This window comes from Saccharospirillum sp. ABV4_185 (assembly GCF_056159245.1).
In genome coordinates this window covers 1,133,972-1,148,367 of record NZ_JBSWUW010000001.1, presented here as the reverse complement: position 1 = coordinate 1,148,367, position 14,396 = coordinate 1,133,972, and the positions used below count along the sequence as shown (strand labels likewise).

The 14,396-nt window shown below is 57.1% G+C and carries 14 protein-coding genes; 10 read left to right on the top strand and 4 right to left on the bottom strand.

The window, feature by feature from the left end; all coding sequences use genetic code 11:
- Positions 1-66: 66 nt before the first annotated feature.
- Positions 67-741, bottom strand: coding sequence for a lecithin retinol acyltransferase family protein (locus ACXAE6_RS05215; protein ID WP_475145369.1), 675 nt, complete (start codon positions 739-741; stop codon positions 67-69).
- 648 nt (positions 742-1,389) lie between these two features.
- Between ACXAE6_RS05215 and ACXAE6_RS05210 the strand changes: the two genes are divergently transcribed.
- The 6 genes from ACXAE6_RS05210 to ACXAE6_RS05185 all read left to right on the top strand — a co-directional run bounded on the left by ACXAE6_RS05210 (position 1,390) and on the right by ACXAE6_RS05185 (position 7,136).
- A complete protein-coding gene (locus ACXAE6_RS05210) occupies positions 1,390-2,355 on the top strand; it encodes a TRAP transporter substrate-binding protein (RefSeq protein ID WP_475151706.1) in 966 nt (321 codons plus the stop codon).
- 124 nt (positions 2,356-2,479) lie between these two features.
- Positions 2,480-3,055, top strand: a complete 576-nt coding sequence (locus tag ACXAE6_RS05205) for a TRAP transporter small permease (protein WP_475145367.1) — start codon at positions 2,480-2,482, stop codon at positions 3,053-3,055.
- A gap of 30 nt (positions 3,056-3,085) precedes the next feature.
- Positions 3,086-4,372 carry a TRAP transporter large permease gene (locus ACXAE6_RS05200; protein ID WP_475145365.1) on the top strand — a complete coding sequence of 429 codons (1,287 nt, stop codon included), beginning with the start codon at positions 3,086-3,088 and terminating at the stop codon, positions 4,370-4,372.
- Positions 4,373-4,401: 29 nt separating this feature from the next.
- Positions 4,402-4,842: a universal stress protein gene (locus tag ACXAE6_RS05195; RefSeq protein ID WP_475145363.1), complete on the top strand. Its 441-nt coding sequence runs from the start codon at positions 4,402-4,404 to the stop codon at positions 4,840-4,842.
- 139 nt (positions 4,843-4,981) lie between these two features.
- Entirely contained in the window at positions 4,982-6,094 is a 1,113-nt protein-coding gene (locus ACXAE6_RS05190; RefSeq protein ID WP_475145361.1) for an alcohol dehydrogenase family protein, read from the top strand.
- On the top strand, positions 6,081-7,136 hold the full coding sequence (locus ACXAE6_RS05185; RefSeq protein ID WP_475145359.1) for a proline racemase family protein: 1,056 nt from the start codon (positions 6,081-6,083) through the stop codon (positions 7,134-7,136). Before ACXAE6_RS05190 ends, ACXAE6_RS05185 begins: the two co-directional genes overlap by 14 nt.
- 10 nt (positions 7,137-7,146) lie before the next feature.
- Here ACXAE6_RS05185 and hemF read toward each other — a convergent pair whose 3' ends face one another.
- The 3 genes from hemF to dprA all read right to left on the bottom strand — a co-directional run bounded on the left by hemF (position 7,147) and on the right by dprA (position 9,855).
- Positions 7,147-8,064, bottom strand: coding sequence for an oxygen-dependent coproporphyrinogen oxidase (gene hemF, locus ACXAE6_RS05180; protein ID WP_475145357.1), 918 nt, complete (start codon positions 8,062-8,064; stop codon positions 7,147-7,149).
- 24 nt (positions 8,065-8,088) lie between these two features.
- A complete protein-coding gene (gene tsaC / locus ACXAE6_RS05175; protein ID WP_475145355.1) occupies positions 8,089-8,652 on the bottom strand; it encodes an L-threonylcarbamoyladenylate synthase type 1 TsaC in 564 nt (187 codons plus the stop codon).
- 87 nt (positions 8,653-8,739) lie between these two features.
- The gene (gene dprA, locus ACXAE6_RS05170; protein WP_475145353.1) at positions 8,740-9,855 is read right to left on the bottom strand and encodes a DNA-processing protein DprA; all 1,116 of its coding nucleotides are present in this window, start codon (positions 9,853-9,855) and stop codon (positions 8,740-8,742) included.
- Between the two features lie 384 nt (positions 9,856-10,239).
- Here dprA and def point away from each other — a divergent pair, with 384 nt between their 5' ends.
- Genes def through trkA form a run of 4 tightly spaced genes read left to right on the top strand, consistent with a single transcriptional unit; the run spans position 10,240 to position 14,381 of the window.
- Complete coding sequence (gene def / locus ACXAE6_RS05165; RefSeq protein WP_475145351.1) at positions 10,240-10,746, top strand: peptide deformylase; 507 nt, start codon at positions 10,240-10,242, stop codon at positions 10,744-10,746.
- 3 nt (positions 10,747-10,749) lie between these two features.
- On the top strand, positions 10,750-11,703 hold the full coding sequence (fmt, locus tag ACXAE6_RS05160; RefSeq protein WP_475145349.1) for a methionyl-tRNA formyltransferase: 954 nt from the start codon (positions 10,750-10,752) through the stop codon (positions 11,701-11,703).
- Positions 11,700-12,995 carry a 16S rRNA (cytosine(967)-C(5))-methyltransferase RsmB gene (rsmB, locus tag ACXAE6_RS05155; RefSeq protein WP_475145347.1) on the top strand — a complete coding sequence of 432 codons (1,296 nt, stop codon included), beginning with the start codon at positions 11,700-11,702 and terminating at the stop codon, positions 12,993-12,995. Before fmt ends, rsmB begins: the two co-directional genes overlap by 4 nt.
- Before the next feature lie 9 nt (positions 12,996-13,004).
- Positions 13,005-14,381 carry a Trk system potassium transporter TrkA gene (gene trkA / locus ACXAE6_RS05150; protein ID WP_392797843.1) on the top strand — a complete coding sequence of 459 codons (1,377 nt, stop codon included), beginning with the start codon at positions 13,005-13,007 and terminating at the stop codon, positions 14,379-14,381.
- The last annotated feature ends 15 nt before the right edge of the window (positions 14,382-14,396 follow it).

The following is a 14,396-nucleotide window of genomic DNA, read 5'->3' as shown; positions in this document are numbered from 1 at the left end:
TGGGTCCTGGTTGCTAGGGTCAGGGCAGTTGGAGGCGGTGCCAGCAAGGCATAGATGATACGCAATTTAGACGCTGGGGTCGTGCTCTGTCAGCGGACTTTTGAGGTCGATTTTGCGTCGAACCAGAGCGCGCTTTTGACGCTGGCGCCCCCACCAGCCACGACCCACCCGATAGGTCGCATAAACCGCCAGACCATAAGGCCCGATTGCCCAGCGAGCGGCCGATTTAACGCCCCAATCCAACGCCAGCTGACCGAGAATGGGCGACAAGCGTTGCCGAGCATCGGGTTGGAAATCGCGACCCAGGGTTTTGCGTGTCGCCTCAAGACCCGGGTGCAACAGCCCCAATCCCAGGTCGACCCAATCCATCTGCCGGCTGTGATGGTCGCCGTTGATGGCCCAGTAACAGAAGTGTTCGCAGTTATTGGCGTGGACGTTGTAGCGGTTTTCGCCCAGGCGGCTACGGGCCCGGGCTACCGCTTGTTCGCGCGTGAAATGGCGTTCGCCATGGTCGCGGCGGTGCAGCGTGCGACCGTCGCAGAACTCGGCCAGACTGGTTTCCGCCAAGGGCCCGGCCTGAAATCCCTCGACCCAGCCAGCGTAGTGCACAACCAGCCCCTCGCCGACATAGAGGCCGTGATGGCTGTAACCGGAGCGACGTACCCATAGATGATCGCCGGGAAGCAACCTATCTGAATCTGGGTTGATGCGCTGATTGTTAGGTTGGAATAGTCGTGCCATGGCCATACTGCTGCCTGTGTTTGTTACTCAACATCTATCTTGCACATTCACACCGGAAACGCACCTGCCATTTGGTTGTTTTCGGTATTTTGGTTGGGCCATATAACCTCAGCTTCCCTGGATTTCATTTTTTAGGGGTGAAATTAAAACCCTTGAGTCTCGCGAAGTTAGAATCTTCGTTCACAAAAATGATTAGTGTTATAACTTATTGATTTGAGCACAAAAATATCAATGAGCTGTCTTTTTCGCCGGCTGCTTCGGTCTGGGTTGGCGCACAGGAAGACCTTTAGGGACCTTACTAAATTGTCGCTATACAGCCGGATTTGCTGGTTATAACTGCATTAAATGCTAACTTTTGTAACGCTCCGCTTAGTTAGAAAGCCTCTGGTTCGGGCGGTTTCTATGACTGTTCGGAGCAGTCATCAAGCCGTCATCTTCGTCTTGCCTTTACTAAATCCTTTTGCCATTCTCATACAGCTCTAAAGGATTTTGAGGCGCTGTGCTGGTTCAAGCATGTGTCGGCGTTACTCAAATCGGTGACCAACATCAACGGTCGAGCCTTGCTTTCAAGGTCGACAGCCCACGGAGGTTAACGAGATGAAAAACACCCCTGCTCTGATCAAGCTGACAGGCGTTGCTCTGGCGACAATGACGACCGCCAGCCTGGCCATGGCTGATACTTGGCGCTATGCCCATGAAGAATACGAAGGCGATGTTCAGGATGTCTTTGCGTACGATTTCAAGGAGTACATCGAAGACAATTCTGACCACACCGTTCAGGTGTATCGCTTCGGTGAGTTGGGTGAATCCGACGACATCATGGAGCAGACGCAAAACGGCATTCTGCAATTCGTTAACCAGTCACCCGGCTTTACCGGCTCGCTGATTCCGGAAGCGCAGATCTTCTTTATTCCCTATCTGTTGCCAACGGACTTCGACACCGTGGTGCAGTTCTTCCGCGACAGCGAAGCCATTAACGAAGACTTTCCCGAGCTCTATGCCGAGCAAGGTCTGGAATTGCTGAAGATGTATCCGGAAGGCGAAATGGTGGTCACCGTCGATGAGCCGGTCACCACGCCAGCGGATTTTGATGGCAAGAAAATCCGTACCATGACCAACCCGCTGTTGTCGGAAACCTACGAAGCTTTTGGTGCTACACCGACGCCTTTGCCTTGGGGTGAAGTCTACGGTGCCTTACAGACCAACATGATTCAGGGTCAGGAAAACCCGATTTTCTGGATTGAATCCGGCGGCCTCTATGAAGTCTCCCCGAACCTGATTTTCACCAAGCACGGCTGGTTCACCACCGCCATGATGGCCAACCAGGACTTCTACGATGATCTGTCCGATGAAGACAAACAACTGGTTCAGGATGCGTCCAATTATGCCTTCAATCAGATCATCGAACACATCGATGGCCTGGCTGAACAATCGCTGGAAAACATCCAGGCGGACAGCGACGAAGTGAATGTGGTTCGTTTGAGTGATGCGCAAATTGACGCCTTCAAAGAACGTGCGCCTCAGGTTGAAGAAGCCTTTATCGAGATGACCGGTGCCAGCGGTCGCGATCTGCTGGAGCAATTCCAGGAAGATCTTGAAGAAGCTCAGATGTAACTCGGTTTAACCGGCACGCACCAGCGTGCCGGTTGCCTCCTTTCGGGGTGATCATAAGCAGGCATTGCGCATTGAGCGGCTGAACAGCCATATCAATGTGCTGCCATTACATGGAGCATAAGCGATGACAGAAAACGCCCCTGAATCCTACCAGTCTGCCCTACCGGGTTTTCTAGGCAAGATTGACCTGGCCATTAGTAAGGTCGAAGCCGTTATTCTCGCGCTGGGTGTCATTCTGATGGCCATCAATACCTGTGTGAATGTCATTGCCCGTTATCTGTTTTCCGAAGGGCTGTTTTTTTCCGGCGAAATCAATCGCATCCTGATCATTATGATCACCTTTGCCGGCATCGGTTATGCGGCGCGCCACGGTCGCCATATCCGCATGTCAGCCATCTACGATTTGCTGCCCCATAAAGGCCGCAAAATCGTCATGATTGTTATCTCTCTCTTTACCGCCGCCGTTATGTTTTTCCTGTGCTATTTCGCCATGATCTACATCCTCGATACCTTCGAGCGCGGTCGGGTTCTGCCAGCACTGCAATTCCCCATCTGGATTATTTATGTCTGGGTGCCGATCGGACTGGCCGTCACCGGCATTCAATATTTCCTAACCGCCATTACCAATCTGCGCGCCAAGGACGTCTATTTGTCCACCGGCGTGCTGGACGGCTACGCCGATACCGAATCCGAAGTCTGAGCCAACGACCACTGCGAGAAGGATGACACCATGGCAACCACCCTGATGTTGATAATGGTCGTGCTGCTGTTGCTCGGCTTTCCGATGATGATTCCGTTGACCACCGCGGCTTTGGTGGGCTTCTTTATGATGTTCGATGGCTTCGGCCAGATGGATACTTTTATCCAGCAAATGATGGGCGGCATTCGCCCGGCCTCGCTGATCGCTGTGCCGATGTTTATTCTCGCCGCCGACATCATGACGCGCGGCCAGTCGGCCGACCGTTTGATCAATATGGTCATGGCCTTTATCGGTCATATTAAAGGTGGTCTTGCGGTAAGTACGGCGGCGTCCTGCACGCTCTTTGGTGCAGTCTCTGGTTCCACTCAGGCCACGGTGGTGGCCGTGGGTTCGCCGCTGCGGCCGAAGATGCTTAAAGCGGGTTATTCCGACCCCTTTACGCTCGCCCTGATCATTAATTCCAGTGACATCGCCTTTTTGATTCCACCCAGTATCGGCATGATCATTTACGGTGTTATCTCTGAGACTTCTATTGCCGAACTCTTTATCGCCGGCATTGGTCCGGGGCTGCTGATCCTGCTGATGTTCTCGCTGTACTGCTTGCTCTACGCCTACATCAACAAGGTACCGACTGAGCCGAAAGCCAGCTGGGCTGAGCGTGGCAATGCGGTGCTTAAAGCCATTTGGCCGCTGTTCTTCCCGGTCATCATTGTCGGCGGGATTTATGGCGGTATTTTCAGCCCGACCGAGGCGGCGGCTGTCTGTGTGCTCTATGCCTTCTTCCTGGAATTTGTGGTGTTTCGTTCACTGAAAATTCCCGACATTTATCGCATCGCCAAATCAACCGGTCTGATCACGGCGGTGGTCTTTATTCTGGTCGGCGTCGGTAATGGATTTTCCTGGATCATCTCCTTCGCGCAGATTCCGCAAACTATTATGGAAGCGGTCGGCATCAGTGAAATGGGTCCGACGGGTGTGCTGATTTCCATCTGTGTGGCGTTCTTTATTGCCTGTATGTTCGTCGATCCGATCGTCGTTATTCTGGTGCTGACACCCATCTTCGCGCCTTCCATTGCCGCCACCGGATTGGACCCGGTGCACGTCGGTATTCTGATCACCTTGCAGGTTGCCATTGGCTCAGCTACGCCGCCGTTTGGCTGCGATATTTTTACCGCCATTGCCATTTTTAAACGGCCTTACTGGGAGGTCATCCGCGGCACGCCACCCTTTATTTTTATGCTCGTTGCGGCCGCCGGTTTGTTGATCGCTTTTCCGCAGATTGCGCTGTTTCTCAGAGACGTCGCCTTCGCTGATTGATCCTTGATTCTCAGGCAAAGGAAGTCGCCATGTTTAAAAAAATACTGGTCGCGGTGGATGGTTCCCGAGCGGCCCTGAATGCGCTCAATACCGCCATTGAAATGCAGAGCCTGACCGAGGCCGAAATTCTGTTGTTGTGCGTTTTCAAACATCACAGTTTGTTTGAGGCATCGCTGTCGATGGTGCGGCCGCAGGAAATTCAGATTCCCGATCAGGCATTGAACGAATACGCCCGTGAAGTGGTCGAGCAAGCCAAGCATCACGCCAAAGAACAGGGCGCGACTCAGGTGCGTGGTTTTGTGAAAGGTGGCCGGCCGTCCAAGACCATCGTCAACTTTGCCCGCGATAAGGCGGTTGATCTGATCGTACTGGGAACCCACGGTACCCATAGTGATAAAGACGGCATGTTGCTCGGCAGTGTGTCGCATCGGGTGGCCAGTCTGGCGCACTGTCCGACTTTGGTTGTATAGCGACAGTTATCTAGCGAGCAATAAGGTCGCCGCCGTTCGGTTCTCTGGCGACGTCTTTTACGGTTTTCAGGTGGAGGCGCAGCTGATGCAGTCAGCCGCGCCTCTTTTGGTGCTAAGACGCTAACGAGGATGCCAATCCATGACGCAGATACCAACGCAAATGAAAGCGGTGCAGTTGGTGGGCCATGGCGGCCTGGATCAATTGCACTATCGCGATGATGTCGCTACGCCGCAACCGGCGGCCGGTGAAGTGCTGATCGAAGTGACGGCCTGCGGCATGAACAACACCGATGTCTGGGTGCGCGAAGGCGCTTATGGCAGCGAGACCGATCCTAATTCGGTATCGACCTGGCGACGCGGACGCTCGACGCTCAGCTTCCCGCGCATTCAGGGAACCGACAGCGTGGGTCGCGTTGTGGCTGTGGGAGATGGCGTGCCGGAGGAGCGCATCGGTCAACGGGTGATGGTCGATTTCAGCATCTATAACCGACCCGAAGGCGATGACAGTCTGGCGGACATTGATTACATCGGCCACGGTCGCGACGGTGGTTATGCCGAGTATCAAAGCGTGCCATCGGCCAATGCTTATGAAATCACCGCGCCCTTGAGCGATGCCGAGCTGGCGACTTTCTGCTGCGCTTATCTGACCGCTGAACAGATGCTCGAACGCGCTCAGTTAAGCCAGGGCGAGCGGGTGTTGGTCACCGGTGCTTCCGGCGGCGTCGGCTCAGCTATCATTCAATTGGCGCGCGTACGGGGCGCTATTCCTTATGCGGTTTCCAGCGCGGGTAAAGAGGCGGCGCTGAAAGAGATTGGCGCCGAAGCGGTGATTCTGCGCGACACACCGGACCTGGTTGCTGAGGTCGAATCGGTGGTTGGCGCGCCTATTGATGTGGTGGCCGATCTGGTTGCCGGTTCAATGTTCAACGATCTGCTGCGCATTCTACGGCCGGAGGGGCGTTACACCACCGCCGGTGCCATCGGCGGGCCAGTGGTCGAGCTAGATTTGCGCACTATGTACCTCAAGCAATTGCAGTTACACGGTTCGTCTCAGGGCACGCGGACTGATTTCCGTCGACTGGTGCGTTATATCGAAAACGGTCAAATCAAACCGCTGCTCGACCGCACCTTCAAACTGTCGGATTTTCACGAGGCACAGCGCACCTTTATCAGCAAAACTTACATCGGCAAGCTGGTGGTGGTACCGGATCGGCATTGGGATACCGAAGGAGCGCGCTATGGGCAGCCGTGAGCGAAATATAGAAAGTCGTGAACGAACACTAGAATTAATCGATACCCAGGCCGGCGGCGATGTCAGTCGCATAGTCTTTACCGGCATCGAACCCTTGCCAGGCGCGTCGGTGCTGGAGAAAGCGCGCTATCTGCAACGTGAAGGTGATGGCCTGCGGCGGTTGTTGTTGTCCGAACCCTATGGCGATCCGGCCATGTCGGTCGATCTGATCGTCGAACCGAGTCACCCCGAAGCTCAGGCCGGGTACATCATTATGGAAGCCATGGGTTATCCGATGTACTCCGGCTCCAACACCCTGTGCACTGCCACGGCCTTGTTGCAAAGTGGAGCCATCGAGATGCGCGAAGGCGATCAGACGGTGGTGCTGGAATCGCCAGCCGGCTTGGCTCGGGTGCAGGCGCGGGTGGTGAATGGCCGAGTGGAATCGGTGACCACTCAGGGCGAACCGGCCTATGTAGCGCAACAGGGGTTGAGCGTTGAGGTGCCGCATTACGGCAGGGTCGATTTTGATCTGGTGTGGAGTGGCGCCTATTTCGCGCTGATCGATGCGACTGAATACGGCTTTAATCTCAGTGGCGAAGAAGAGATTGCACTGACCGCCTTTGGTGATGCCTTTGTGCGCGCCGCGCGCCCGGGTTTGCTGCAGGAACATCCGGATCTTGGCGATGTCGGGCCGCTGCCTTTTGCGCATTTTATGGGGCCAGTGCGGCCCTTGGGTGACGGCCGTTGGGAATCGCCGTCGGCGACCTATGTGCATCCGGGGGTGATTTGTCGCAGTCCGACGGGTACTGGAACTTCGGCGCGTCTGGCGTTGATGGCCAGTCGCGGCGAGATTGCCGAAGGCCAGTCACTGGAGACCATTTCCCCGCGCGGTAATCGCTTTATTGGCACGGTCATGGGCGCAGACAACGTCGGTTCTTATGCTGCACTGCATTCCAACATCAGCGGTCGGGCCTGGGTGTTAGCCCACTCGCGGATCGTGGTGGATCTGGATGATCCGCTGGTCGATAGCTCCGACCTGGAACACCTGCTGTCGCGCTAGTGGTTCACTATTAGGCGTTCAGCCAGTCGCGCGGTGGCAGGAAGTCGCTGAGCAGGCGTGCTTCCTCGCTGCCGGCTTCGGGTTCGTGGCCGTAGCGCCACTGCACTCGGGGTGGTAATGACATCAAAATCGATTCGGTGCGGCCGTTGGATTGAAGGCCAAAGTGAGTGCCGCGATCGATCACCAGATTGAATTCGGCGTAACGGCCGCGACGGATTTCCTGCCAGTCGCGCTGTTGATCGCTGTAAGGCGTGTCTTTGCGCCGTGCCAGTATGGGCAAGTAGGCATCCAGATAGGAATCGCCGACCGCACGCATCAACCCAAAGCACTGATCGAAACTGCCCTCGTTCAGGTCATCGAAAAACAATCCGCCGATGCCGCGCGCTTCCTGGCGATGTGGAATGTAGAAGTAATCATCGCACCAGCTTTTGTAGCGCGGATAGACGTCATCGCCAAAGGACGCGCAGGCCGCCTGAGCAACGCCATGCCAGTGGCGGCAATCATCGACGAAACCGTAGTAGGGCGTGAGGTCATAACCACCGCCAAACCACCAGACCGGTTCCATGCCCTCTTTCTCAGCCACGAAAAAGCGCACATTGGCGTGTGAGGTGGGCGCGAACGGATTGCGCGGGTGGATAACCAGCGAAACGCCCATCGCCTGCCAATGGCAACCGGCCAGTTCAGGCCGATTGGCAGTGGCGCTGGGCGGCATCTGATCGCCCATCACATGGCTGAAACCGACGCCGGCTTTTTCCAGCACCGGGCCATCCTGCAACACTCTTGAACGACCGCCACCACCGGCCGGCCGCTGCCAGTTTTCCTCCGTAAAGGCGGCGCTACCATCTTCGGCTGCCAAGGCCTGACAAATGCGATCCTGCAGATCGAGTAAATAGTTGCGGACGGGGTCAATGTCGAAGGCTTGGGACATGGCGGGAAGGCCTCGTGAATGCAATTAAGGTCTGAGCGTGGAACCGCTGTTCAGATCGAGGATGCGGCTGCTCTGGCCGGGCGTCTGCACGCGGCCGGGGAGGATGGCATCCAGCTCAGCGCCCAGTTGCCAACGCACTTGTCGTTGTTCGGTAATGGCCGCTTGGCCGGATCGGTTAGCGCTGGTCGAAACCAGAGGTTTGCCCAGCCGCTGACACAGACGCCGCGCTAATGGGTGGCCGGAAACCCGTACCGCCAGCGTATCGCGACCGCCGGTCAGCCATACCGGCAAATGGCCGTTATGCGGCACCACCCAGGTGACCGGGCCGGGCCAGCTGGCCTGAATTTGCTGTTCCTGGTCGGTACTCAGCGGTGCTAACCAGGGGCGCAATTGTTGCCAGTCGGCACCGATCAGAATCAGGCCTTTATCCATCGGCCGGTCTTTGATGGCCAGAATGCGGTACACCGCCTGAGCGTTGTCCGGATCACAGCCCAGCCCCCAAACGCCCTCGGTCGGGTAGGCGATAACGCCGCCGGCGCGAATGGCATGGCAGGCCTGGCGCAGATGAAAGGCGTGGTGATCGGGCACGGTATGAGTCTCAGGCTGGTCGAGGCCGCAAGGGTACTCAGATGTGAACGCAGTGACAATTGCTGCCGACTACCGCTGCCACGCCGATTACAGCCGACAATAACCGCCAGGTTGCTGTTGAATCCAACCCGCCAGTTCCAACTCCAGCAAGGGCTCCAACAAGGACTGGGCGCTGCAATGCAGTTGTTGGCTCAGGGTTTCCAGTGCCTGAGGTTCGCTCGATAGCAAGGCCAGCAGGTTTTTTTGCAGTTCCGGTAAGTCAGGATCCGGCGATGTTTCTGCTGTTTTCGCTGAACGTGAGGCGTATGAACTTGAAACATAGTTGCCAGGCGCTAACACCGACAGCAAATCCTCAGCACTGGACAGCAGCCCGGCACCTTGCTGAATCAACTGATGGCAACCGGCGGCATTGGGATTGCTGATATCACCAGGCAAGGCATAAACCTCGCGGCCCTGTTCCAGGGCGTGCTCGGCGGTGATTAAAGAACCGCTGCGCTGCGCGGCCTCGACCACTACCAAGGCATCACCCAGTCCGCTGATAATGCGGTTGCGCCGTGGAAAATGCCCTGGTTTGGGCTGGGTTCCCAGTGGGTGCTCAGAGACCAAAGCGCCTTTGGCGGCAATCTGCTCAAACAGCGACCGGTGGTTCTTCGGGTAAACCACATCGACGCCGCAGCCCAGCACGGCGATGGTCTGCCCGCTCCCGTCCAGCGCGCCCTGATGGGCACAGCCATCAATGCCGGCCGCGCCACCGGAGGTGATCACCAGACCGCCCAGACTCAACACCCGTCCCAGTTGTTGCGCATGCCGCCGCGCCGCCAGGGTGGCATTACGGCTGCCGACGATGCCGACCTGTTGCTGCTGTAATAAGGTCGCATCACCTTGCACCCAGAGCATCAGCGGCGGGTCGGGAATTTCCAGCAGCAAGGTCGGGTACAGCGGGTCCTGCAAGCTGATCAGTTGGTGCCGTTCCTGCTCCGCCCAGCGCAACTGTTCAAGTGCCTGGCGGTGTACCGGGTGCTGCTCGCCCAGGCGTTTCATCTCCTGCAGCTTCGCGGTCAGCTCAGTGGGCAGCGACCAACGTTCCGGCTGATCGAACAATTCTTGCGGATGAGTGAGGTGGTTAAGCAGTTGGTGGCTGCGGCGCAGTCCCAGGCCGGGTGTCAGTACCCAGCGCAACCACAGCAGACGATCATCGTTCATTCCCTGAACTCCTTGTTGAGAATCCGGCGGGTCCATGCCGGAACATAAAGCGCTGTAACAAGAGGCAGACATTAAAGCGGGCCGGTTGAATTTCCCCGGGCCTGCTTTCCCGTTACAATCCGCGCCGCGTGCTGCTGGTTGACGATCTGGTTCAATCAGCACTCAGGCAGTCTAACAGTGAATGATGATTCGCCAAGATGGCGGCCAGCCTTGTTTGGAATTCTGTTTGAAGTGAAGCGATACGGCACAGCGATTGTGTCGGGCGGAATAGACCATAGTGCTGAGCTATCAGCGGTTGGAATGTCTGCTAATTGAAACTACGAAATCTGTCTACATACTGTACAATATTCATTCTTATCCGGTTGTCAGGAAGCGATTAACACCATGGCCAAATTAGAGATTCTCGAATACCCCGATCCGCGGCTGCGCACCAAGGCCAAGCCGGTGGCCGAGGTGGAAGAGCGGCATCGCACGCTGGCGGCGGACATGCTCGAAACCATGTACGATGCCCCGGGCATCGGCCTGGCGGCGAGCCAGGTGAATGTGCATGAGCGCATTATCGTGGTCGACGTCTCCGAAGATCAGTCCGATCCGCACATTCTGATTAACCCCGAATACGACAAGCTGGGTGAGCCGGTGGAAACCCAGGAAGGTTGTCTGTCGGTACCGGGCTACTACGAACGCGTTACCCGGTCCGACAGGATCCGTTGCCGCGCCTTGAACGAAATGGGCGAAGCCATCGAGTTTGAAGCCGAAGATCTGTTTGCCATCTGCATTCAGCACGAGATCGATCACCTGGACGGCAAGTTGTTCGTCGACTATCTGTCCAACCTGAAGCGCACCCGTATTCGCAAGAAGCTGGAGAAGCAGCATAAGCTGACGGTCTCCTGATCGATGAGCCTGAACATTGTATTTGCCGGCACGCCGGAGTTTGCGGCCGAGCACCTCAAAGCCCTGTTAAGCTCCAATCACAAGGTCGTCGCGGTCTATACCCAGCCGGATCGTCCGGCTGGACGAGGCCGCAAACTGACGCCATCGCCGGTCAAGACGGTGGCTGTCGATGCCGAGATTCCGGTCTACCAGCCCACTTCGTTGAAATCAGACGACGCCCAAGCCGAACTCGCCGCCATTGGCGCCGATATTCTGGTGGTGGTCGCCTATGGCCTGCTGTTGCCACAGGCAGTGCTGGATACGCCCCGTCTTGGCTGTATCAATGTTCACGCTTCTTTGTTGCCACGCTGGCGCGGTGCGGCGCCGATTCACCGCGCTTTGCTCGCTGGTGATGCGCGCACCGGCGTGACCATTATGCAGATGGATATTGGCCTCGATACCGGCGCCATGCTGCTCAAAGCTGAGTGCACCATCGAACCGACCGACACCAGTGCGGTGTTGCACGACCGGCTGATTGAACTGGGTCGCCCGGCACTGATCGAAGCCTTGGATGGCCTGGAAGCGGGCACTTTGAGCGGTGAACAGCAGGATGATGCGCTGGCAACCTATGCCACTAAGCTGAGCAAAGCCGAAGGCGAGCTCGACTGGCATCGTTCGGCTGCTGAGTTGGATCGCCAGATTCGCGGCCTGACACCCTGGCCGGGCAGCTACACTCGCTGGAACGGTGACACTTTAAAAGTACAGCAGGCCTGCTTGCTGGACGACACCTCTGAGTCTGAACCCGGTCAGATCCTCGCCATCAGTGATGCCGGTCTGGATGTCGCCTGTGGCGACGGCGTACTACGACTGGAGCGCATTCAATTGCCCGGTAAAAAAGCCATGACCGTCGCCGATGTGCTGCGCGCACGCCGCGCCGATTTTGAAGCCAAACCCAAACTGGGCGAGGCGAGCGCATGACCAACAGTCGGGTTTTGGCAGCGCAGACCTTGCTGCAACTGGTCGATCAAGGCCGCTCACTGAACGATTTATTACCCTCGCGGCGCGAACAATTACCCGAAGAAGAACGCGGCTTTTATCAGCAACTGGTCTATGGCTGTGCGCGTCATTATCTGAGCCTCGATGAGCTGACGCGCAAGCTGCTCGACAAACCGATCCAGCGCAAAGAGCGGGTGATTCATATGTTGCTGGTGGTCGGTGTCTATCAGCTGTGGCAGCTCGATCTGCCTGAACACGCGGCGCTTTATGAGACCGTCGATGGCGCCAAACCGCTGAAAAAGCCCTGGGCGGCCAAGCTGCTTAACGCGGCTTTGCGTCGCTTCCAGCGTGAAGGCGATGAACTGGTGGCCGGGTTGCAAAACGGCGCTGGTTATCCTGGCTGGCTGACGCGCCAGTTGCGTCAGGCCTATCCCGATCAGTGGCAGGAAGTACTCGATGCCGGTAACGTTCAGGGACCGATGACACTGCGCGTTAACCGCTCGCGCCTCGAGCGCGATGCCTGGTTAGCCCAGGCTGATAACGAAGGTTTAGAAGTCAGTGCCTGCGAACAAACTGCCAGCGCCGTCACCTTGGCGCAGCCGGTTCCGGTCTTGGCGATTCCGGGTTTTAGCGACGGCGAGGTCAGCGTTCAAGACGAAGCCGCTCAGCAATGTGCCTTGTTATTGGCACCGCAGGACGGCGAACGGGTGCTCGATGCCTGCGCCGCGCCCGGTGGCAAAACCGGCCATCTGCTGGAATCCGCCAAACTCGATTTGACGGCCTTGGATATCGACGACAGCCGCTTGCAGCGCGTTACCGAAAACCTCGACCGCCTGGGCTTGAGCGCCAAATTAAAGGCCGCCGACGCCGCTGATATCAATGCCTGGTGGGATGGCGAGCCGTTCGATCGCATTCTGCTCGATGCGCCGTGCAGCGGCACCGGCGTCATTCGCCGTCATCCCGATATCAAATTATTGCGTCGCCCCAAAGACATTGAGTTCCTGATGCAGGTACAGGATCGTTTGCTGGCGCAATTATGGCGCACGCTCAAACCCGGCGGTCGTTTGCTGTACGCGACCTGTTCCATCCTGCCGCGTGAAAACAGCGAGCGGATAGCGGCGTTTTTTCAGCGTCAGCCCGATGCGCAGTTGGTGCCGTTAACGCTGGCGGGTGACGCGCCGGCGGAGTTCGGGGTACAGTGGCTGCCACAGCCCGGTGGGCACGATGGCTTCTATTTCGCGTTGCTGGAAAAGGCCGAATCGACGGCGACGTAAGGAACAAACGTGAAAATCATTCTACTCGGCGCCGGCCAGGTCGGCGCCACTCTGGCTGAGAATCTGGCCAGCGAAGACAACGACATCACCATAGTGGATCTCGACGGTGGCCGGCTGCGTGAATTGCAGGACCGACTCGATATCCGCACCGTTCAGGGCCTGGCCTCGCTGCCTAATATTCTGCGCCAGGCGGGCGCCGAAGATGCCGACCTGCTGATTGCCGTCACCCCCAGTGACGAAACCAATATGGTCGCCTGTCAGGTCGCCTATACGCTGTTCCGCACGCCCACCAAGATTGCCCGCATCCGCAGTCCGCAATACACCAAGCACAGTGAAAAACTGTTTGCGCCCGAAGCCATTCCGGTCGACGTCTTGATCAGCCCGGAACAGCTGGTGACCAACTATATTCAGCGCCTGATCGAAACACCGGGCGCACTCCAGGTGCTCGATTTTGCCGATGGCAAACTGCAACTGGTGGCGGTAAAGGCCTATCACGGCGGACCGCTGGTCGGACAGGAACTGCGTTTTCTGAAGCAGCATATGCCCTCGGTGCAGACGCGCGTCGCGGCGATTTTCCGCAAAGACCGACCGATTATTCCCGAAGGCTCGACGGTGATCGAAGCCGAAGACGAAGTCTTTTTCATCGCCGGAAAATCCGACATTCGTGCGGTGATGAGCGAGCTGCGCCGTAAAGAACGCAACTACAAACGCATCATTATCGCTGGCGGCGGCAACATCGGCTTTCGGTTGGCGACGGTGTTGGAAGGGCGTTATTCGGTGAAAATTCTCGAGCACAACGAAGAACGCTGCCGGCTGCTCAGCGAACATCTGAACCAGACCGTGGTGTTACGCGGCGATGCTTCCGATCAGGAATTGCTGCTCGATGAAAACATCGAAGATACCGATATCTTCCTGGCGCTGACCAACGACGACGAAGCCAACATCATGGCCTCGATGCTCGCCAAGCGGCTGGGCGCGCGCAAGGTGATGACGCTGATCAACAACTCGGCCTACGTCGATCTGGTGCAGGGCGGCGAAATCGATGTGGCGATTTCTCCTTCACAAACCACCATCGGCAGTCTGCTGACGCACGTGCGCCGCGGCGATATTGTCAACGTTCATTCACTGCGTCGCGGTGCTGCCGAGGCGATTGAAGCCATTGCTCACGGCGATGCGCGTTCTTCAAAAGTGGTCGGTCGCGCCATTGAGGATATCGACCTGCCCGAAGGCTGTACCATCGGTGCCATTGTGCGTAACGATGAGGTGCTGATTGCGCAAAGCGACGAAGTGATTCAACCGGATGATCACGTCATTCTGTTTTTGATCGATAAGCGCCGCATCAGCGATGTCGAACGTTTATTCCAGGTTGGTTTGACCTTCTTCTAATTCAGCACGCATCGG

What these genes read in the sequence shown, in the direction of transcription:
- ACXAE6_RS05215 (WP_475145369.1), bottom strand. Translation starts at nt 741, where the DNA reads ATGGCACGACTATTCCAACCTAACAATCAGCGCATCAACCCAGATTCA.
- ACXAE6_RS05200 (WP_475145365.1), top strand. Translation starts at nt 3,086, where the DNA reads ATGGCAACCACCCTGATGTTGATAATGGTCGTGCTGCTGTTGCTCGGC.
- fmt (WP_475145349.1), top strand. Translation starts at nt 10,750, where the DNA reads ATGAGCCTGAACATTGTATTTGCCGGCACGCCGGAGTTTGCGGCCGAG.
- def (WP_475145351.1), top strand. Translation starts at nt 10,240, where the DNA reads ATGGCCAAATTAGAGATTCTCGAATACCCCGATCCGCGGCTGCGCACC.
- ACXAE6_RS05185 (WP_475145359.1), top strand. Translation starts at nt 6,081, where the DNA reads ATGGGCAGCCGTGAGCGAAATATAGAAAGTCGTGAACGAACACTAGAA.
- rsmB (WP_475145347.1), top strand. Translation starts at nt 11,700, where the DNA reads ATGACCAACAGTCGGGTTTTGGCAGCGCAGACCTTGCTGCAACTGGTC.
- ACXAE6_RS05195 (WP_475145363.1), top strand. Translation starts at nt 4,402, where the DNA reads ATGTTTAAAAAAATACTGGTCGCGGTGGATGGTTCCCGAGCGGCCCTG.
- ACXAE6_RS05210 (WP_475151706.1), top strand. Translation starts at nt 1,390, where the DNA reads ATGACGACCGCCAGCCTGGCCATGGCTGATACTTGGCGCTATGCCCAT.
- dprA (WP_475145353.1), bottom strand. Translation starts at nt 9,855, where the DNA reads ATGAACGATGATCGTCTGCTGTGGTTGCGCTGGGTACTGACACCCGGC.
- ACXAE6_RS05205 (WP_475145367.1), top strand. Translation starts at nt 2,480, where the DNA reads ATGACAGAAAACGCCCCTGAATCCTACCAGTCTGCCCTACCGGGTTTT.
- ACXAE6_RS05190 (WP_475145361.1), top strand. Translation starts at nt 4,982, where the DNA reads ATGACGCAGATACCAACGCAAATGAAAGCGGTGCAGTTGGTGGGCCAT.
- hemF (WP_475145357.1), bottom strand. Translation starts at nt 8,064, where the DNA reads ATGTCCCAAGCCTTCGACATTGACCCCGTCCGCAACTATTTACTCGAT.